This window comes from Cytobacillus sp. ABV4_503, from assembly GCF_056158445.1.
In genome coordinates this window covers 4,885,935-4,907,124 of the sequence record NZ_JBSWTH010000001.1, presented here as the reverse complement: position 1 = coordinate 4,907,124, position 21,190 = coordinate 4,885,935, and the positions used below count along the sequence as shown (strand labels likewise).

The window sequence follows — 21,190 nt, the reverse complement described above, 5'->3', positions numbered from 1 at the left end:
TCAGGGAGGGAGATAGATTGCAGATTCATGTGATCCAGCAAAACCAGTCCTTGTTCGGCATAGCCCAGGCATACGGAACGACGGTTGAAGATCTGATTGAGGCAAATGAAATTCCCAATCCAAATAGTCTGGTGATCGGCCAGACGCTTGTTATTCCGATAATAGGAAGCTTTTATTGGGTTCAGCCTGGTGACAGCCTTTACTCAATTTCAAGAAGGTTCGGCATTTCTTATCAGCAGCTCGCATCTGTCAATGGCATTTCGGTGAACCAGCCGCTGCAGGTGGGGTTCCGCCTTTATATCCCGCCACGCCCGAAAACGAGTGCAGAGTTCAATGCCTATGTGGAGCCAAGAGGCGATACAGTCGCCCCTGAACTGGTAGAAAGCGCAAGAGAGGCTGCGCCTTATTTGACCTATCTGGCCCCATTCAGTTTTCAGGCCCTTCGGGATGGTTCTTTGAAGGAGCCGCTCCTGAATGATTTCCCGGCCATTGCGAGAGCCAATAATAATGTATTGATGATGGTTATTACCAATCAGGAAAACGATCAGTTCAGTGATGAACTCGGCAGAATATTGTTAAATGATATGCCGATTCAGAATAAGTTCCTGGATAACATTACTGCCACAGCAAAAAAATATGGCTTCAGAGATATACATTTTGACTTTGAGTTTTTGCGCCCGGCTGACCGGGAAGCCTATAATAATTTTCTCAGAAAAGCAAAGGCAAGATTCGGGCAGGAAGGCTGGCTGATTTCTACAGCCTTGGCGCCAAAAACAAGTGCAGAACAGCAAGGCCTCTGGTATGAAGCCCATGATTATAAAGCCCATGGGGAGATTGTTGATTTTGTCGTGATTATGACCTATGAATGGGGCTACAGCGGAGGCCCTGCAATGGCTGTTTCACCGATCGGACCAGTGCGGCAGGTTTTGGAATATGCGATCAGCGAAATGCCTTCTTCTAAAATCATGATGGGCCAGAACTTGTATGGCTATGACTGGACGCTTCCTTTTGTCCAGGGCACCACCGCAAAAGCAGTCAGTCCACAGCAGGCCATACAAATCGCAGCGGAAAATAATGTGGCCATCCAATATGATTACCAGGCACAGGCTCCATTTTTTAACTACACTGCACCTGACGGGAAAAGACATGAGGTTTGGTTTGAGGATGCGCGCTCCATCCAGGCCAAATTCGATTTAATCAAAGAATTGAAGCTGCGGGGAATGAGCTACTGGAAACTCGGCCTTTCTTTCCCGCAAAATTGGCTCCTGATTACGGAAAACTTCAATGTTACAAAAAGAGCGTAATTTCTCAGCTGCTGCCTCGTCAGGCGGCTTTTTTTTATTATTCAGATTTTATATGCTTATTTTCATATTTCCAGCTTAAATTCCATATCCCTTCCACTCTATACTGTGTTAAAATAAGCTTTGTGTCGTTTTGGAACGTACCTATAAATGGATTCTATAGATAAATAAGCAATGCAGGAGGACGATCAATATGGGGGGAATACCTTTTATTACAGTAGAGGGGCCGATTGGCGTTGGGAAAACATCTCTCGCTAAAGCGATTTCTGAGAAATTTCAGTACGCACTGCTAAAAGAAATTGTTGATGAAAATCCCTTTTTGGGTAAATTCTATGAAAACATTGAAGAATGGAGCTTCCAGACTGAAATGTTTTTCCTCTGCAACCGCTACAAACAGCTGGTTGATATCAACAATCACTACTTAGCTCAAAATAAGCCTGTTGTGGCTGATTATCATATTTTCAAGAATCTGATTTTTGCCCAGCGCACTTTAAATCAGAATGAATATCAGAAATATTTGAAGATCTATGACATACTGACAGGTGATATGCCAAAGCCAAATGTCATTATCTATCTCAATGCAAGCCTTGAAACATTGCTCGACCGAATCGAGCTGAGGGGCCGTGAAATTGAAAAGAATATCAGTCCACTATATCTCGAGCAATTATCCCTTGATTATGAAACGGCTATGAATGAGTTCGAAAGGCAGCATCCGGATATTCCAGTGATCCGCTTCAATGGAGATCAGCTGGATTTTGTGAAAAACGAAGCAGACCTAATGCATATATTCGATACATTGTCGACATCATTGAAAAAGAGGAGCATACACTTATGAATCTAAGGCAGAAATACGAAATCCCTTCAAACGCCGTGATTACGATTGCCGGAACCGTCGGAGTCGGAAAATCAACGATGACCAATGCGCTTGCAGACGCACTGGGGTTCCGAACCTCTTTCGAAAAGGTTGATACGAACCCTTACCTGGATAAATTCTACGCAGATTTCAACCGCTGGAGCTTCCACCTGCAGGTTTACTTCCTGGCAGAACGATTCAAGGACCAGAAGCGCATCTTCGAATATGGCGGGGGCTTTGTTCAGGACCGATCCATTTATGAAGACACCGGCATATTTGCGAAAATGCATTATGAAAAAGGCACCATGTCAAAGGTAGATTACGAAACTTACACCAGCTTATTTGATGCGATGGTGATGACACCATACTTCCCGCACCCTGATCTGCTTATTTATCTTGAAGGATCGCTTGATGACATTCTTTCCCGCATCCAGGAGCGCGGCCGTCCGATGGAGCAGCAGACGCCTATTTCCTACTGGGAAGAGATGCACCAGCGCTACGAAAACTGGATCAACAGCTTTAACGCATGCCCGGTCCTGCGCCTGAATATCAATGACTATGACATCATTCAGAACGAGCAATCCATTGAGCCGATTGTCGAACGCATTTCATACTTCTTAAGACAAACTCAATTATTAAAAAAATAACCGCCATTATCGAACTGCACCGAAATTGTTAGACACAAAACTAACAATGGAGGTGCAGTTTTTAATTTGGCTAAATTTACATTTAAGGATAAGTTATGGGCAGTGAAGGAATATGAAAAGGGAACATTATCTTTCCGAGATATTGGGAAACAGCTGGGTACTGGTCATAAAACAATACAGAAATGGTTCCATTTATATCAGTCACATGGAGAAGATTCCTTAAGAAAAAGTTATATAAACTACACGGCTGCGTTTAAAATGGAGGTACTCAAATATATGGACGATCATTGGTTATCTGTGAATGAAACAGCGGCGAAGTTTAAAATTCCCGATCCCTCCACCATCCTTGCCTGGAGGAGAGCTGTCGAAACAGAAGGAATGGAAGCCCTATTACCAAAGAAAAAGTGGCGACCTCCCATGACAAAAGATAGAAAAAAGAATAAGCCAGTCAATCAAAGCCATGAATCCCTAATAGAAGAAGTCGAACGCTTGAGAATAACTTTTTTGGCATACTTAAGACAGAACTTCTCTATCTGCAGGAATTCGAAAGTATTGAACATTTTATTCAGGAATTGCACGAATATATTTTTTACTACAACAATGTACGCATGAAGAAAAAATTAAAAGACCTGAATCCAGTAGAATACCGGATTCAGGTCCAACAAATAGCCTAAAATATTTGTCTAACTTTTTTGGTTCAATTCATTATCGGCAGTTTTTTGCTGTTCTTTTAGTTAACGGCTCGGAATACTCAGCAGAAATGAGGATCGCTGACGAAATTCTTCCCGCGGTCCTTCAAAAAGTAGTATTATCGTCCACTTTCACACATATATCGGTCAGATTCCCTTTATATCGGTCACTTTCACAGGGTATCGGTCAAAGCACTAATTTATCGGTCAATTTTTCAAAATATCGGCTACTTCGCGGAGGATTAACTTAACACTCCCCACATAGAGAAAAAAATATATATACAAAAAAACCGCTGCGGTTATCAGCGGTTTTATGTATCTCCAATATTTATGCGCGTGTTAGATGTCAATTAAAATGGAGGAGGAAAGGGGATTCGAACCCCTGCGCGGTTTGACCCGCCTGTCGGTTTTCAAGACCGATCCCTTCAGCCGGACTTGGGTATTCCTCCGCATCGACAAGAAATACTATATCATTTCTAAATAAGTATGTCAACATTATTTTCATAAAAAAAGAGCGGATCAAAATCCGCTCTTCAATTAAGGCTTAATAACTTCGCGATTACCCATATAAGGACGCAATACTTCGGGAATGATGACACTTCCGTCAGCCTGCTGGTAATTTTCTAGAATAGCTGCCACCGTGCGGCCAATCGCAAGGCCAGATCCATTCAGTGTGTGCACATGCTCCGGCTTGCCTTTTGCCTCGCGGCGGAAGCGGATATTTGCACGTCTTGCCTGGAATCCTTCAAAATTACTGCAAGAAGAAATTTCTCTATACGTGTTATAGCTTGGAATCCAAACTTCAATATCGTATTTCTTCGCAGCTGTGAATCCAAGATCGCCCGTACACATGCTCATCACACGGTATGGAAGGCCGAGCATCTGAAGGACTTTTTCCGCATGGCCGGTCAGCTTTTCAAGCTCGTCATAAGACTCCTCAGGCTTAACAAACTTCACAAGTTCTACCTTGTTAAATTGATGCTGGCGGATCAGCCCGCGTGTGTCACGGCCGGCAGAACCTGCTTCAGAACGGAAGCAGGCACTGAATGCCGCATAGTTAATCGGAAGCTCATCTGCATTCAGAATTTCTTCCCTGTGCATATTGGTGACAGGCACCTCGGCAGTTGGGATCAGGAAGTAATCCTCGCTTTCAATCAGGAAAGCATCTTCTTCAAATTTCGGAAGCTGTCCTGTTCCTGTCATGCTTGCACGGTTAACCATGTACGGAGGAAGAACCTCCTTATAGCCATGCTCATCTGTGTGCAAATCCAGCATGAAGTTGAATAGCGCACGCTCAAGGCGAGCTCCAAGACCTTTGTAGAATACAAAGCGGCTGCCTGTTACTTTGCTGGCACGTTCGAAATCAAGCAGGTCAAGATCTGTTGCTACATCCCAGTGCGGCTTTGGTTCGAAATCAAATTCACGGACTTCCCCCCATTTGCGGATTTCCACATTATCGTCTTCTGTTTCACCGACAGGCACGCTTTCATGCGGAATGTTCGGGATGCTCAGCAGCAATTGATCCAATTCTTCCTCGACCGTGCGGAGCTCCTCATCCAATGCTTTAATTTTATCGCCGACTTCTCTCATTTCCGTGATTAAATGGTCTGCATCCTGCTTTTCCCGCTTTAAGGCTGCAACCTGCTGGGATACTTCATTTCTTTTGCTCTTCAGCTGCTCTGCTTCTACAATCAGCTCACGTCTTTTTACATCCAGATCTTCGAATTTTCCAAGATCGGTTAAATCTTCGCCTCGATGCTGAAGCTTGTTTTTCACTTCTTCAAAATTGGCTCTTAAAAACTTAATGTCCAGCATTTTTAGTACCTCCTACAAAATAGTTTAAAACACAAAAAACTCCCGTCCCCAAAAAAGGGACGAGAGTTACCCGCGTTGCCACCCTAGTTGAAAGCATAAGCTTTCCACCTTAAATCCATAACGGTTTTAACCGAAAGCATTTACTTTTCCCGATTAGTACCGGGTGTTCCATGCTTTGCTCGAGGATGGATTCACAGGGTTTATTCACCGGTTTCCACCAGCCACCGGCTCTCTTTTAGAACAAAGTTCCTGTTACTAGTTCCTCTCATTGCTTTTCAGCTATAAGAATTTTGTAATTCATAATGTACTACAATTATGTTCCTTTTGCAACCAAAATATTCAAATTGCTAATTGCTTGGACTCTTTGATCATTTCAACGAAATACCCTGTCAGGCGATGGTCATCCGTCAGTTCCGGATGGAAGGAGCATCCAAGGAATCTGCCTTCACGTGCCGCCACAATCCGTCCATTGTGCTTGGCCAGAATTTCAACATTCTCGCCGGCCTCCACAATATGCGGCGCACGAATGAAGACAGCTGCAAAATCTTCTGCCACTCCAGCGATATCAAGATCCGCCTCGAAGCTTTCGCGCTGGCGACCAAATGAATTTCTTTCCACCTGGACGTCCATCACACCGATATGCGGCTCATCATAGCCAATGATATTAGTTGCAAGAAGAATTAAGCCTGCACATGTACCGAACATCGGCTTTCCTGATTGGGCAAACTCCTTAAGGCTGTCCATAAAATCATATTTATCAATCAAGCGTCTCATGGTCGTGCTTTCGCCGCCAGGCAAAATAAGCCCGTCCACCTCATCAAGCTGCTCTTTGCGTTTGATGACTACAGCTTCGGCGCCGCATGCTTCTACAGAGATAACATGCTCCCTTACCGCACCCTGAAGCCCTAATACTCCAACCTTTATCATGTTCAATTCTCCTTACCAGCCGCGCTCCTGCATACGTGCTTCAGGAGCCAATGAAGAAATTTCAATTCCCTTCATTGGTGTGCCTAGTTCTTTTGAAAGTTCAGCAATCAATTTGTAGTCCTGGTAATGTGTAGTTGCTTCCACAATGGCACGCGCAAATTTCGCAGGGTTTTCAGATTTGAAGATGCCTGATCCTACGAACACCCCATCAGCACCAAGCTCCATCATTAGAGCTGCATCTGCAGGTGTTGCAACGCCTCCTGCTGCGAAGTTTACGACTGGAAGGCGTCCAAGGCTCTTGATTTCCAAAAGAAGCTCATATGGCGCTCCCAGAAGCTTAGCTTCCGTCATTAATTCATCTTCGTTCATGCCGACAACCTTGCGCACCTGTGCATTCACCTTGCGGATATGGCGGACAGCTTCAACGATGTTTCCAGTTCCAGGCTCACCTTTTGTACGAAGCATGGAAGCACCTTCACCAATACGGCGTGCTGCTTCGCCTAAATCACGGCATCCGCAAACGAACGGAACTGTGTAATCTCTTTTGTTAAGGTGGTATTCTTCATCAGCAGGAGTTAAAACTTCGCTCTCATCTATGTAATCGACACCCATCGCTTCAAGCAAACGAGCTTCTACAATATGGCCGATACGCGCTTTTGCCATTACCGGGATTGAAACTGCACCCATTACTTCTTCCATAATACGAGGATCTGCCATGCGTGCCACACCGCCTGCTGCACGGATATCAGAAGGAACGCGCTCAAGTGCCATAACTGCTACTGCACCAGCTTCTTCTGCGATTTTTGCCTGCTCTGCGTTAACAACGTCCATAATAACGCCGCCTTTTTGCATTTCTGCCATTCCCCGTTTAACACGATCTGTACCTGTCTTCATGTTTATCCCCCTTCGTAAATACCATCTGCTTTGGATGGGTTAAATATTATGATAAAAATAATTTTTCAAAAAAAGGAAAATAGATTATTTTACTCGGAATTTTCCCTATTGAAAATATGCAATGAAAAAGGGCTCCTGTCAAGACAGGAAAGCCCTTTTTCTTAAAACCAACCTTTTACAGTTGAGGAAACACTTCCCCAGACATCTCCAAAGAAACCGCCGATACTGCGCATAGTCAGCACGAACCAGTTTGCTTTTTCAACACTTTCAGCGGCTACAACATCCACTTGGATATTGCCTTTTCCTTTATCAGACAGGAACTCAAGCTTTCCGTCTTCTTTGGACTCGATGGTCAAGTAGCCGATTTTTTCTCCTTTTTTAATAGGAGCGGTCAATTCGCCATTTTCATTTAATTTCTTTTTATCCAGAACAAGAACGGGCTTAAAGTTTTCCTTTTCCCCGTTTCTCACTACCATTTCGATTGCCTCTTTAGAAGAAATCTTGACTTGATCTTCTTTCCCTTTTGTAACAGGCACTGTTTTCTGGCCTTTCACCTGATAATTGGCAGGAACGATTTCTTCTTTCGTGAAGTTGCTGAAACCAAAGTCGAACATTTTCTTTGTTTCATCGAATCTGGATTTATAGGTAGCCTGGCCATTCGCGCCTTTCGCGTTCATGACAACACTGATATAGCGGTTGCCGTCTCTCATGGCAGTACCTGTGAAGCAGTACCCGGCAAAGTCAGTAGTTCCCGTTTTAAGGCCATCAGCACCTTCATAGCCATATACTAGTTCCGGAAGCATCCAGTTCCAGTTTTCCATTTTAATTTCATCATCTGTACCCTCTCTGAACGTCTTTCTAGGGGTACTTGCTGTTTCCAACACTTCAGGGAATCGGTTTATCAATTCTTTGGCCAGCATGGCTGTATCTCTTGCTGACATCACGTTTTCATCTTCAGGACCGCCTGCAGGAGGAGATCCCTTTAAATCCCGGTTGTTCAAACCGCTGGAATTCACAAACTTATATTCTTTTAATCCAAGCTCTGCAGCTTTCTCGTTCATCATTTTAACAAAGTTAGTTTCTGAACCGGCAATCGTTTCTGCAATCGCGATCGTTGCTCCATTCGCAGAGTAGATAGCCATTGCTTCATACAATTCACGGATATTGTATTTGCCGTCTCTTCTTAATGGGACATTTGATAGATTGCGATCCTGCGAAACTTTCCATACGTACTCACTTACTGCATATTCCTGGTCCCACTTTACTTTGCCCTCTTCAATGGCTTCAAGAAGCAGGTATTCTGTCATCATTTTTGTCATACTGGCAATGCCCAGTACTTTATCCGCATTTTTTTGATATAAAATTTTTCCGGTCTCTGCATCTACTAAAATAGCAGCATCTGCATTGATATTTAAGATATCTTCTGCATGAGCTTTATTTATACCAGGTAAAAGACCTAATATCATGACCAAGGCAAGGAATCCAGCGATAGACTTACGGTACAATGTTTTCTTCAATTTTACTGCCCTCCAACGTTTTAATACACTTTTGTTATTTTATCATAACTCTGATGCAAAGAATAGATAGAGTAATTACCTATTCCTGCCTCTCTAATGGCTTGATTGGCCCACTGGTATACATTAGTATTTTCCTAGGCTGATTCCCGTGTATTTAGTGATTTCTTCTGCAGGATGCTTAAAACAGCCATCATCCTTATCAGAGACGAAAAAAAAGCAGAAAAGGTTTCCCTCTCCTGCTTTGTATAGATTATAGTGAGTAGTTTGGCGCCTCTTTTGTAATCTGCACATCATGCGGATGGCTTTCTCTTAGGCCCGCACCAGTCATTTTAATGAATTGGGCATTTTCGCGAAGCTCGTGAAGATCTTTTGTTCCGCAATAGCCCATTCCAGAACGGATACCGCCGATAAGCTGATAAATGGTATCAGCTAAAGGCCCTTTATAAGCAATGCGCCCTTCGATTCCCTCTGGAACAAACTTTTTATTATCTTCCTGGAAGTAACGGTCTTTAGAGCCCTTTTCCATGGCTGCAACAGAACCCATTCCTCTGTATACCTTGAAGCGGCGTCCCTGGAAAATTTCCGTTTCGCCAGGGCTTTCAGAAACACCGGCCAGAAGGCTTCCAAGCATAACGGCATGTCCGCCTGCTGCCAATGCTTTCACGATATCGCCTGAATATTTAATTCCGCCATCAGCAATGATTGATTTGCCATGCTTGCGTGCTTCAGTAGCACAATCATATACCGCTGTGATCTGAGGTACCCCTACGCCTGCGACAACACGTGTTGTACAAATCGAGCCAGGCCCGATTCCCACTTTTACGATATCAGCACCCGCTTCAATCAAATCCTTTGTCGCTTCGGCTGTTGCAACGTTACCGGCAATAATGGCCAGATCCGGATAAGTGTTTCTGATCTCGCGTACAGTATCAAGCACGCCTTTTGAATGTCCATGTGCTGTATCCACTACGATGACATCCACATGCGATTTAACAAGCATTTCAACACGCTTCATCGTGTCGCCGGTTACGCCGACCGCTGCACCTGCCAGCAGGCGTCCGCGCTCATCTTTTGCCGAGTTAGGAAACTCAATAACTTTTTCAATATCTTTAATAGTGATTAAACCTTTTAAAACACCTTCATCATCCACTAGCGGCAATTTTTCAATTTTATGCTGCTGAAGAATTTTTTCTGCTTCATCCAATGTAGTTCCAACTGGAGCTGTTACAAGGTTTTCTTTTGTCATCACATCGGAGATTTTTATCGAATAGTCCTGAATGAATCGGAGGTCACGGTTAGTCAAAATGCCAACAAGCTTCTGTTCCTCAGTATTATTGACGATTGGCACACCGGAAATCCGGTACTTGCCCATTAAATGCTCCGCGTCGAATACCTGCTGTTCTGGAGTTAGGAAGAATGGGTCAGTAATAACGCCGCTTTCAGAACGCTTTACTTTATCCACCTGATCAGCCTGCTGTTCAATAGACATATTTTTATGGATAATTCCCAAACCGCCCTGGCGCGCCATAGCGATCGCCATTTCAGCTTCAGTGACCGTATCCATACCGGCACTGATTACTGGAATGTTGAGTGCAATCTTTTCAGTCAAATTTACTTTGAGGCTGACATCACGAGGAAGCACCTCTGATTTCGATGGAACCAGTAAAACATCATCAAAAGTTAAACCTTCTTTTGCAAACTTAGTTTCCCACATCTTTTTTGACCTCCTGGACTCGAAAATATTATTAGTAGGTTATCAATTGGACAAAATACTGTCAAGAACGGATTGATATGTTGGATTTTTCAAAAGATTCGGAGGTTTCACTTTGATACATTCATTTGACATTAAAAACTCCTTTTTATACTTCTTTTCTGCGAACACGTCACAGGAATTTTTAAAGAAATGCTACCAAAAGCAAAACCTGGATCAGGCTGAACAAAAGAGCTATGAAAACAGTTACCCTTTTATATACTATCTAGAACACGGGCAAGTATACTACGAGCAGGCAGAGAAGGCACCATTGGTTATCAAGCCGATTCTCTTTTTTTATGGACTTGTTCACCTTGTGAAGGCCTGCATACTGACTGTTGATCCTAATTATCCGGAGACTACTTCTGTTTTGGCACACGGGGTATCTACCCGGAAAAGAAAAAAGCAGCAATATAATTTTTTTCAGGATGAAGTAAAATTTCAAAAAAGCGGGCTTTTCCCTTACATGGGAGAAAAATTGTTCCACATGAAACATTTGGAAGGCGAAAAAACAACGATGGGAGAGTTATTTGGTCAAATTCCCGAGCTTAATTATTTGTACAGCCAGACAGAGGGCCGAACTACTTTTCTCGAAGCAGAGCTGGAAAAGGATAAATTCATTTTGCCAAGTATGATCCTTGATCGCTTTCATATGACTGAGTCCCGCTTTGTTGAATATCTGCAGGCAAAATCAGACTTTAATATATGCTTTCAGGAGTCAGCTGATTCAGAACTAAAATTTTCTGTAAAAAAATTGAATACATATAATTATAAGCCCTTAAGATATAGTCCTGATGCCGGAAAGTTTTTCTTTCCGCTTGCTAAAGACGGCCTGATTGATTTTCCTGAACTTCTTATTCATTTCCTGCTGCTGTATAACTTAAGCATGATTGCCCGATATGAAACAGAATGGTGGAGCGAACTCATCAAAATGATGCCGAATAAAGACTATCCTTTTATTCAAACATTTCTTCAGATAACATCTGCAAAGGGGCCATATCTGATTTATCAGTATTTGGCTGATAAGAAAGTTTAAGCATTTACGTTGTGTGTTTACCTTAGTCTTTGCTGGGCATTACAGAGGGATCAGAGTGTAATGGTGTTTGCTAACAGACCGGGGATTTATCTGAAGCATTCCGTGGTGCTAATCTAGCATGTATTGAATTTATCTAGCTAGAATGTGATTTTATGTAACAGGTTTTTGATTTTATCTAGCAGGAATTCAATTTTATCTCGCATATATTGAAGTTTATCACACCTTTGGCACAATCCATCTTTGGTGAGAACGGATTTGACTTATAAAAAGATGATGCAATACGAAGTGGCGCATATCATTCAATTCTGGCACATATAAGAGTGAATGGGACGCAATAAGATATTAGGTACCGTAACTCATCCAAGCACACAAAAAAGAGCACCCATCAGGTGCTCTTTCATATGCCCGGCAGCGTCCTACTCTCACAGGGGGACAGCCCCCAACTACCATCGGCGCTGAGAAGCTTAACTTCCGTGTTCGGTATGGGAACGGGTGTGACCTTCTCGCTATCGCCACCGGACTATTTGATTGAAGAAACTTCGTTCCTTCAAAACTAGATAATGCATGAAGAAGTATTTGCCGAGTATTCACCAATGACTTGGTTAAGTCCTCGATCGATTAGTATCAGTCAGCTCCACATGTCGCCACGCTTCCACCTCTGACCTATCAACCTGATCATCTTTCAGGGATCTTACTAGCTTGACGCTATGGGAAATCTCATCTCGAGGGGGGCTTCATGCTTAGATGCTTTCAGCACTTATCCCTTCCGCACATAGCTACCCAGCGATGCCTTTGGCAAGACAACTGGTACACCAGCGGTGCGTCCATCCCGGTCCTCTCGTACTAAGGACAGCTCCTCTCAAATTTCCTGCGCCCACGACGGATAGGGACCGAACTGTCTCACGACGTTCTGAACCCAGCTCGCGTACCGCTTTAATGGGCGAACAGCCCAACCCTTGGGACCGACTACAGCCCCAGGATGCGATGAGCCGACATCGAGGTGCCAAACCTCCCCGTCGATGTGGACTCTTGGGGGAGATAAGCCTGTTATCCCCGGGGTAGCTTTTATCCGTTGAGCGATGGCCCTTCCATGCGGAACCACCGGATCACTAAGCCCGACTTTCGTCCCTGCTCGACTTGTAGGTCTCGCAGTCAAGCTCCCTTGTGCCTTTACACTCTGCGAATGATTTCCAACCATTCTGAGGGAACCTTTGGGCGCCTCCGTTACTTTTTAGGAGGCGACCGCCCCAGTCAAACTGCCCACCTGACACTGTCTCCCGCCCCGATCAGGGGCGCGGGTTAGAATTTCAATACAGCCAGGGTAGTATCCCACCGACGCCTCCACCGAAGCTGGCGCTCCGGCTTCTCAGGCTCCTACCTATCCTGTACAAGCTGTACCAAAATTCAATATCAGGCTACAGTAAAGCTCCACGGGGTCTTTCCGTCCTGTCGCGGGTAACCTGCATCTTCACAGGTACTATAATTTCACCGAGTCTCTCGTTGAGACAGTGCCCAGATCGTTACGCCTTTCGTGCGGGTCGGAACTTACCCGACAAGGAATTTCGCTACCTTAGGACCGTTATAGTTACGGCCGCCGTTTACTGGGGCTTCGATTCAAAGCTTCGCTTGCGCTAACCTCTCCTCTTAACCTTCCAGCACCGGGCAGGCGTCAGCCCCTATACTTCGCCTTGCGGCTTCGCAGAGACCTGTGTTTTTGCTAAACAGTCGCCTGGGCCTATTCACTGCGGCTCATCAGGGCTATGCACCCTAATGAGCACCCCTTCTCCCGAAGTTACGGGGTCATTTTGCCGAGTTCCTTAACGAGAGTTCTCTCGCTCACCTTAGGATTCTCTCCTCGCCTACCTGTGTCGGTTTGCGGTACGGGCACCTTTTCCCTCGCTAGAGGCTTTTCTTGGCAGTGTGGAATCAGGAACTTCGGTACTAAATTTCCCTCGCCGTCACAGCTCAGCCTGTGTGGTAACGGGATTTGCCTCGTTACCGGCCTAACTGCTTGGACGCGCTAATCCAGCAGCGCGCTTACCCTATCCTCCTGCGTCCCCCCATTGCTCAAACGGTAAAGAGGTGGTACAGGAATATCAACCTGTTGTCCATCGCCTACGCTTTTCAGCCTCGGCTTAGGTCCCGACTAACCCTGAGCGGACGAGCCTTCCTCAGGAAACCTTAGGCATTCGGTGGATGGGATTCTCACCCATCTTTCGCTACTCATACCGGCATTCTCACTTCTAAGCGCTCCACCAGTCCTTGCGGTCTGGCTTCAACGCCCTTAGAACGCTCTCCTACCACTGACATCGGAAGATGTCAATCCACAGCTTCGGTGATACGTTTAGCCCCGGTACATTTTCGGCGCGGAGTCACTCGACCAGTGAGCTATTACGCACTCTTTAAATGGTGGCTGCTTCTAAGCCAACATCCTGGTTGTCTAAGCAACTCCACATCCTTTTCCACTTAACGTATACTTTGGGACCTTAGCTGGTGGTCTGGGCTGTTTCCCTCTTGACTACGGATCTTATCACTCGCAGTCTGACTCCCATGGATAAGTCTTTGGCATTCGGAGTTTGTCTGAATTCGGTAACCCGATGGGGGCCCCTAGTCCAAACAGTGCTCTACCTCCAAGACTCTTACTACATGAGGCTAGCCCTAAAGCTATTTCGGAGAGAACCAGCTATCTCCAAGTTCGATTGGAATTTCTCCGCTACCCACACCTCATCCCCGCACTTTTCAACGTGCGTGGGTTCGGGCCTCCATCCAGTGTTACCTGGACTTCACCCTGGACATGGGTAGATCACCTGGTTTCGGGTCTACGACCACATACTCATTCGCCCTATTCAGACTCGCTTTCGCTGCGGCTCCGTCTCTTCAACTTAACCTCGCATGTAATCGTAACTCGCCGGTTCATTCTACAAAAGGCACGCTATCACCCATTAACGGGCTCTAACTACTTGTAGGCACACGGTTTCAGGATCTCTTTCACTCCCCTTCCGGGGTGCTTTTCACCTTTCCCTCACGGTACTGGTTCACTATCGGTCACTAGGGAGTATTTAGCCTTGGGAGATGGTCCTCCCTGCTTCCGACGGGATTTCTCGTGTCCCGCCGTACTCAGGATTCACTCTGGAGGGAACGAAGTTTCAACTACAGGGCTTTTACCTTCTCTGGCCGGCCTTTCCAGACCTGTTCATTTACCTCGTTCCTTTGTAACTCCGTGTAGAGTGTCCTACAACCCCAGGAGGCAAGCCTCCTGGTTTGGGCTAATCCCGTTTCGCTCGCCGCTACTCAGGGAATCGCGTTTGCTTTCTCTTCCTCCGGGTACTTAGATGTTTCAGTTCCCCGGGTCTGCCTTCAATACCCTATGTATTCAGGTAAAGATCCTATCCCATTACGGATAGGGGGTTTCCCCATTCGGAAATCTCCGGATCAAAGCTTACTTACAGCTCCCCGAAGCATATCGGTGTTAGTACCGTCCTTCATCGGCTCCTAGTGCCAAGGCATTCACCGTGCGCCCTTTCTAACTTAACCTACTTCGGCCGCTGATCGACTGCGGATCTCTGCGTCAGCTCTCTCGCTCCGCTCCTCACGTACTAAAGTACGCTCCGGTGCTCACTCGGTCGCTTCCTTGATCTCCTTGCCGCTCATCGTCCTCATGGTTTGTGCTCTTACTTCGTTTTAAAACAAAAATAAGAAAAAAACTAAGATGGCGATTACTCGGTTATTGCTTCTTCATTAACATTATCTAGTTTTCAAGGAACAAAAAATAACGAATGGAATCGTTATGGTTGGTGGAGCCTAGCGGGATCGAACCGCTGACCTCCTGCGTGCAAAGCAGGCGCTCTCCCAGCTGAGCTAAGGCCCCATTATATGAGATGGTGGGCCTAAATGGACTCGAACCATCGACCTCACGCTTATCAGGCGTGCGCTCTAACCAGCTGAGCTATAGGCCCACATAATAGGTAAAGTATGAAAATGTGAGAGATTGAACTCTCAAAACTGAACGAACAAAACACGTCACGTTTCATGTAAATATCCTTAGAAAGGAGGTGATCCAGCCGCACCTTCCGATACGGCTACCTTGTTACGACTTCACCCCAATCATCTGTCCCACCTTAGGCGGCTGGCTCCAAAAGGTTACCCCACCGACTTCGGGTGTTACAAACTCTCGTGGTGTGACGGGCGGTGTGTACAAGGCCCGGGAACGTATTCACCGCGGCATGCTGATCCGCGATTACTAGCGATTCCGGCTTCATGCAGGCGAGTTGCAGCCTGCAATCCGAACTGAGAATGGTTTTATGGGATTCGCTTAACCTCGCGGTCTCGCAGCCCTTTGTACCATCCATTGTAGCACGTGTGTAGCCCAGGTCATAAGGGGCATGATGATTTGACGTCATCCCCACCTTCCTCCGGTTTGTCACCGGCAGTCACCTTAGAGTGCCCAACTGAATGCTGGCAACTAAGATCAAGGGTTGCGCTCGTTGCGGGACTTAACCCAACATCTCACGACACGAGCTGACGACAACCATGCACCACCTGTCATCCTGTCCCCCGAAGGGGAACGCCCTATCTCTAGGGTTGTCAGGAGATGTCAAGACCTGGTAAGGTTCTTCGCGTTGCTTCGAATTAAACCACATGCTCCACCGCTTGTGCGGGCCCCCGTCAATTCCTTTGAGTTTCAGCCTTGCGGCCGTACTCCCCAGGCGGAGTGCTTAATGCGTTTGCTGCAGCACTAAAGGGCGGAAACCCTCTAACACTTAGCACTCATCGTTTACGGCGTGGACTACCAGGGTATCTAATCCTGTTTGCTCCCCACGCTTTCGCGCCTCAGCGTCAGTTACAGACCAAAGAGTCGCCTTCGCCACTGGTGTTCCTCCACATCTCTACGCATTTCACCGCTACACGTGGAATTCCACTCTTCTCTTCTGCACTCAAGTTCCCCAGTTTCCAATGACCCTCCCCGGTTGAGCCGGGGGCTTTCACATCAGACTTAAGGAACCGCCTGCGCGCGCTTTACGCCCAATAATTCCGGACAACGCTTGCCACCTACGTATTACCGCGGCTGCTGGCACGTAGTTAGCCGTGGCTTTCTGGTTAGGTACCGTCAAGGTACCGGCAGTTACTCCGGTACTTGTTCTTCCCTAACAACAGAGTTTTACGATCCGAAAACCTTCATCACTCACGCGGCGTTGCTCCGTCAGACTTTCGTCCATTGCGGAAGATTCCCTACTGCTGCCTCCCGTAGGAGTCTGGGCCGTGTCTCAGTCCCAGTGTGGCCGATCACCCTCTCAGGTCGGCTACGCATCGTCGCCTTGGTGAGCCGTTACCTCACCAACTAGCTAATGCGCCGCGGGCCCATCTGTAAGTGATAGCCGAAACCATCTTTCAGCTTCCCCTCATGTGAGGGGAAGAATCATCCGGTATTAGCCCCGGTTTCCCGGAGTTATCCCAGTCTTACAGGCAGGTTGCCCACGTGTTACTCACCCGTCCGCCGCTGACTTCAGGGAGCAAGCTCCCATCTGTCCGCTCGACTTGCATGTATTAGGCACGCCGCCAGCGTTCGTCCTGAGCCAGGATCAAACTCTCCATATAAGAGTTGATTAAGCTCATAAGTTGTCTTTTCAAAAAAGACTAAAGAATTAACGTTGACGTTTTTGTTCGTTCAGTTTTCAAAGATCAATCCGCCGCTTGAGGCGACTTAATTAATATATCATTTTTGATATTCAATGTCAACAAGTTTTTTTATCTCGTTAGATGATGATGTGAACCTCTTGCTGACTTGAATAAGTATACCAACCCTTCTCTATTAATTGCAAGCACTTTTTAATAGAAACTAAATCTTTTTTTTATAAAAGGAAGATCTGTTAAATTTGCCTGCTGTAATCAGCAATAAACCTTTAACAGCCTAAATAAAAAAGACCGCAGTATGCAGTCATTTTAACACTTCATCAATATATAACTGGCGGTTTTTCTCTAAAGGAATTATTTCTCCGGTTTCTACAAGTTTCACAAGCGGTCTCGTAGGTGATTTATCTTCTATAAAAAGTATTTCTGCAGTCTGGCCATCAGAGAGCTTTACCAAGCTGCCAATGGAAAAGTTCATGATGCCGGAACCCAGAGCTTGAATGGATGGGATATCATATTTGCCGAAGCTATCCTGAAGCAGCATTTCAAGCACTTTAAATGGAGATTGTTTCCGTCTGTAGAGTCTTTGGGATGTCATGGCATGAAATGCATCCGCTGCCGCAATGATTCTTCCAGCCTGATTGATTTTGCTGCTTTGTTCTCCAAACGGATAGCCGCTGCCGTCCAGCCGCTCATGGTGCTGGATAATTCCGACCTTCGTGCTTTCTCTTAATAAAGATATATTCTGTACCATTTTAAAGCTAAGGGTTGAATGTCTTTTAATTTCTTCAAATTCTTCGGAGTTTAATGAACTGCTTTTATGCAGGATGGATGGGTTTATTTTCGCCATGCCCGCATCTGCCAGGCAGCCTCCAAGGGCAAGCTGCACAATTTCCCCCTTATTCAAACTTAGTTTTTTCCCTATAAAGGCACTGATCATTCCCACAGCTATAGAATGCTGGTATAAATAATCTTCATTCGTAGAAAGATGATGCAGGGAAAAGATTCCTGAAGGGTTTTTCTCCATTTTTTCAATCAGCGGAATCATAATATTTCTTATTTTTGCAATATCCACGTGAAGGCCTGATTGCCAGGACATAAATTCTTTTTTGAAATTTTGAACGCCTGTTAAGAATGCATTTAAAAAACTTGATTCATTTGATTCTATCAGTTCCTCAGCGTCTTCCAGGCTTCCTTCAGAAGCAAAAGGCTTTCCGTTAACCATGGTGATTTCAACTTCCGCATCATCAATCAGGAATACTTTCATCATATCCAGCAGTTCCTTCGTCAGCACTGTTTTTTGGCTGATAATAGGGCGATTCGTCAAACTGAAAACATCCTCTGATAAAATACAGCCCTCTCTTAATTCCTGTATAGGTACACGCACCGTTTCCACACTCCAAATGTAATGAGTCTTTTATACCATTTTACATTATTTGGACAAAAAAAAGGAACACAAATCTGTGTTCCTTAAAATTTATTCTTCGCTATTATCTCCATTTACTTCTTCTTCAGGAAGTGAATCGGCATCTTCAAGAGGCTTTGTTAATTCTTCTTCATCTTTTTCCTCTTCTTTTTCAACTTTCGCTACAGTGGATACCGCTTCGTCAGCATCTTCATTTATACGGATGAGTCTGACACCTTGCGTGTTTCTTCCCATAGTGGAAATATCGTTCACTGCCATTCGGATTAGTACTCCGCCTGTTGTAATAAGCATAACGTCTTCTTCTCCCGTGACAGCTTTCATGGAAACTAGGCTTCCGTTCTTGTCTGTGATGTTGCAGGTCTTGATTCCTTTACCGCCTCTGCCTTGAACACGGTATTCTTCGGCAGGAGTGCGTTTTCCATAACCGTTTTTAGTTACGATCAGAATCTGGCTGTCATCCTCAAGGACTTCCATGCCAACAACTTCATCACCGGCACTTAAGTTTATTCCTTTAACACCAGTAGCTGTTCTACCCATAGAACGAACATCTTCTTCCGGGAATCGGATCAGCATGCCATGGCTGGTTCCAATTATGATCTCCTTGCTGCCATCTGTCAGACGCACCGAAATTAATTCATCATCTTCGCGAAGATTCAGGGCAATTAAGCCATTATTGCGGATATTGGCAAATGATGATAATGGTGAACGCTTGGAAATCCCTTGCTTAGTTGTGAAGAACAGGAACCAATCATCGGCAAATTCTTCAACAGGAATAATTGCATTTACCCATTCATCTTTGTCCACTCCAAGAAGGTTAATGATTGGAATCCCTTTCGCAGTACGGCTGAATTCAGGAATTTCATAACCTTTAGCGCGATACACCTTTCCTTTGTTCGTGAAGAAAAGGATGGTATCGTGTGTGGAAGTGGTAATGAGGTGTTCAACAAAGTCATCCTCATTGGTTCCCATTCCCTGAATACCCCGGCCACCGCGTTTTTGGGCACGGTAAGTCGAGACAGGAAGACGCTTGATGTATCCCTTATGAGTTAGCGTAAGAACAATATTTTCGCGCGGGATTAGATCTTCGTCTTCAATTTGTTCGATTCCGCCGGCAACTATTTCTGTACGGCGTTTATCGTTGAATCTCTCTTTTACTTCGGTTAATTCTTCACGGATAATTTCCAATACTTTTTCTTCATCAGCCAAAATAGCTTTTAATTCAGCAATTAATGCTACAAGGCTTGAATATTCGTCTTCAATCTTTTCGCGCTCTAAGCCAGTCAAACGCTGCAGACGCATGTCAAGGATCGCCTGGGCCTGTTTTTCAGAAAGATTGAACTTGGTCATTAAGCCTTCACGTGCGATATCGGTTGTTTGAGAACTGCGGATAAGGTTGATTACTTCATCCAGGTGATCAAGGGCAATCCTTAAACCTTCCAAAATGTGTGCACGGGCTTCTGCCTTTTTCAATTCGAATTCTGTTCTGCGGCGGATTACGACCTTTTGGTGATCCAGATAATGCTGCAGACATTGTTTGAGATTTAGAACTTTAGGCTGGCCATCTACAAGCGCAAGCAGGTTTATGCCAAAACTTGTCTGAAGAGCCGTCTGCTTATAAAGGTTGTTCAGCAGAACATTGGCATTCGCATCTTTACGGACCTCGATCACAATGCGCATACCGTTTCGATCTGATTCATCACGCAGGTCAGTAATGCCATCAATTCGTTTATCCCGAACCAGTTCGGCAATTTTTTCAATCAGCTTTGCTTTATTCACCTGGTAAGGAATTTCATTTACAATGATAACTTCTTTTCCATTGGACTTCTGCTCGATTTCCACTTTGGCCCTTAGTGTAATGGAACCGCGGCCTGTTTCGTAAGCTTTGCGGATGCCGCTTCGTCCAAGAATAAGACCGGCAGTCGGGAAGTCTGGACCTGGAATGATTTCCATGAGCTCCTGAACAGTGAGATCCGGCTCCTGGCTGATGGCAAGCACTCCATCAATTACTTCACCAAGCTGATGGGGAGGAATATTGGTCGCCATACCAACGGCAATTCCAGAAGTTCCGTTTACGAGAAGATTTGGAAAACGCGCAGGCATAACGACTGGTTCTTTCTCAGCACCATCATAGTTATCCTGGTAATCAATCGTGTCTTTATTAATATCGCGCAAAAGCTCCATAGAGATTTTGGACATGCGGGCCTCTGTATAACGCATCGCAGCTGCAGCGTCACCATCGACAGAACCAAAGTTTCCGTGTCCTTCAACAAGCATATAGCGATAGTTGAAATCCTGAGCCATACGAACCATCGTGTCATATACTGCGGAGTCACCGTGCGGGTGGTATTTACCGATTACTTCCCCAACAATACGGGCCGATTTTTTAAATGGTTTATCAGAATGCATCCCTAAATCATGCATTGCATATAAGATTCTTCGGTGAACCGGCTTTAAACCATCCCGTACATCCGGAAGGGCACGTGAAACAATTACACTCATGGCGTAGTCCAGGAATGATGAACGCATTTCCTGGCTAATATTAATTTCTTTTACTTGAGAATTCGGTGTATCGGCCATTTAAAGGAACCTCCTTTAAAGAGACGCAGGATGAACTGTCATCCGTTTGTCACTTCGTTTAGCTGAAACCTGCATGGTCTTTCCATACAGATCCTGCTTTTTTTCATAAATTAGACGCACTTGGGGCATT

General features: G+C 45.2%; 11 protein-coding genes, 3 tRNA genes, 3 rRNA genes, 2 pseudogenes and 1 other annotated feature. Of the genes and pseudogenes, 6 read left to right on the top strand and 13 right to left on the bottom strand.

Annotation, left to right across the window (positions count from 1 at the left end; all coding sequences use genetic code 11):
* Positions 1–17: 17 nt before the first annotated feature.
* The 5 genes and pseudogenes from ACXAD1_RS24445 to ACXAD1_RS24425 form a co-directional block, all read left to right on the top strand.
* Positions 18–1,304 carry a LysM peptidoglycan-binding domain-containing protein gene (locus tag ACXAD1_RS24445; protein WP_206846183.1) on the top strand — a complete coding sequence of 429 codons (1,287 nt, stop codon included), beginning with the start codon at positions 18–20 and terminating at the stop codon, positions 1,302–1,304.
* 190 nt (positions 1,305–1,494) lie between these two features.
* The gene (locus ACXAD1_RS24440) at positions 1,495–2,136 is read left to right on the top strand and encodes a deoxynucleoside kinase (protein WP_221881256.1); all 642 of its coding nucleotides are present in this window, start codon (positions 1,495–1,497) and stop codon (positions 2,134–2,136) included.
* The gene (locus tag ACXAD1_RS24435) at positions 2,133–2,801 is read left to right on the top strand and encodes a deoxynucleoside kinase (protein WP_035333477.1); all 669 of its coding nucleotides are present in this window, start codon (positions 2,133–2,135) and stop codon (positions 2,799–2,801) included. The genes ACXAD1_RS24440 and ACXAD1_RS24435 overlap by 4 nt, the downstream gene beginning before the upstream one ends.
* Positions 2,802–3,059: 258 nt before the next feature.
* Positions 3,060–3,200: pseudogene (locus ACXAD1_RS24430) on the top strand (helix-turn-helix domain-containing protein); the annotation flags it as partial.
* A gap of 98 nt (positions 3,201–3,298) precedes the next feature.
* Positions 3,299–3,475 (top strand): annotated as a pseudogene (locus ACXAD1_RS24425) (IS3 family transposase); the annotation flags it as partial.
* 371 nt (positions 3,476–3,846) lie between these two features.
* Here ACXAD1_RS24425 and ACXAD1_RS24420 read toward each other — a convergent pair.
* The 6 genes from ACXAD1_RS24420 to guaB form a co-directional block, all read right to left on the bottom strand.
* Positions 3,847–3,939: transfer RNA gene (locus ACXAD1_RS24420), tRNA-Ser, on the bottom strand.
* An 88-nt stretch (positions 3,940–4,027) separates the two neighbouring features.
* Positions 4,028–5,305 carry a serine--tRNA ligase gene (gene serS, locus ACXAD1_RS24415; RefSeq protein WP_061794434.1) on the bottom strand — a complete coding sequence of 426 codons (1,278 nt, stop codon included), beginning with the start codon at positions 5,303–5,305 and terminating at the stop codon, positions 4,028–4,030.
* Positions 5,306–5,357: 52 nt separating this feature from the next.
* Positions 5,358–5,583, bottom strand: a binding site (T-box leader).
* A gap of 61 nt (positions 5,584–5,644) precedes the next feature.
* Positions 5,645–6,232, bottom strand: a complete 588-nt coding sequence (gene pdxT, locus ACXAD1_RS24410; protein WP_206846188.1) for a pyridoxal 5'-phosphate synthase glutaminase subunit PdxT — start codon at positions 6,230–6,232, stop codon at positions 5,645–5,647.
* A 12-nt stretch (positions 6,233–6,244) separates the two neighbouring features.
* Complete coding sequence (gene pdxS, locus ACXAD1_RS24405) at positions 6,245–7,126, bottom strand: pyridoxal 5'-phosphate synthase lyase subunit PdxS (protein ID WP_009336764.1); 882 nt, start codon at positions 7,124–7,126, stop codon at positions 6,245–6,247.
* 161 nt (positions 7,127–7,287) lie between these two features.
* Positions 7,288–8,592, bottom strand: a complete 1,305-nt coding sequence (locus tag ACXAD1_RS24400; protein ID WP_244671348.1) for a D-alanyl-D-alanine carboxypeptidase family protein — start codon at positions 8,590–8,592, stop codon at positions 7,288–7,290.
* Positions 8,593–8,893: 301 nt separating this feature from the next.
* Complete coding sequence (gene guaB, locus ACXAD1_RS24395; protein ID WP_206846194.1) at positions 8,894–10,357, bottom strand: IMP dehydrogenase; 1,464 nt, start codon at positions 10,355–10,357, stop codon at positions 8,894–8,896.
* A 112-nt stretch (positions 10,358–10,469) separates the two neighbouring features.
* Here guaB and ACXAD1_RS24390 point away from each other — a divergent pair, with 112 nt between their 5' ends.
* Positions 10,470–11,429 (top strand): YaaC family protein, encoded by a 960-nt coding sequence (locus ACXAD1_RS24390; protein ID WP_474911247.1) that lies wholly within the window; start codon positions 10,470–10,472, stop codon positions 11,427–11,429.
* Between the two features lie 403 nt (positions 11,430–11,832).
* On the opposite strand, the gene rrf is transcribed toward ACXAD1_RS24390, so the two are convergent.
* The 7 genes from rrf to gyrA form a co-directional block, all read right to left on the bottom strand.
* Positions 11,833–11,949, bottom strand: a 5S ribosomal RNA gene (gene rrf / locus ACXAD1_RS24385).
* A gap of 78 nt (positions 11,950–12,027) precedes the next feature.
* Positions 12,028–14,963, bottom strand: a 23S ribosomal RNA gene (locus ACXAD1_RS24380).
* Between the two features lie 258 nt (positions 14,964–15,221).
* Positions 15,222–15,297, bottom strand: a tRNA-Ala gene (locus tag ACXAD1_RS24375).
* Positions 15,298–15,308: 11 nt separating this feature from the next.
* Positions 15,309–15,385 (bottom strand) — tRNA-Ile (locus ACXAD1_RS24370).
* A gap of 89 nt (positions 15,386–15,474) precedes the next feature.
* A 16S ribosomal RNA gene (locus ACXAD1_RS24365) occupies positions 15,475–17,024 on the bottom strand.
* The 16S, 23S and 5S rRNA genes sit together here with 2 tRNA genes alongside, the layout of an rRNA operon.
* Positions 17,025–17,364: 340 nt before the next feature.
* Positions 17,365–18,444, bottom strand: a complete 1,080-nt coding sequence (locus ACXAD1_RS24360) for an HD-GYP domain-containing protein (RefSeq protein ID WP_474911246.1) — start codon at positions 18,442–18,444, stop codon at positions 17,365–17,367.
* A gap of 90 nt (positions 18,445–18,534) precedes the next feature.
* Positions 18,535–21,060 (bottom strand): DNA gyrase subunit A, encoded by a 2,526-nt coding sequence (gyrA, locus tag ACXAD1_RS24355; protein WP_370221588.1) that lies wholly within the window; start codon positions 21,058–21,060, stop codon positions 18,535–18,537.
* Positions 21,061–21,190 lie beyond the last annotated feature (130 nt).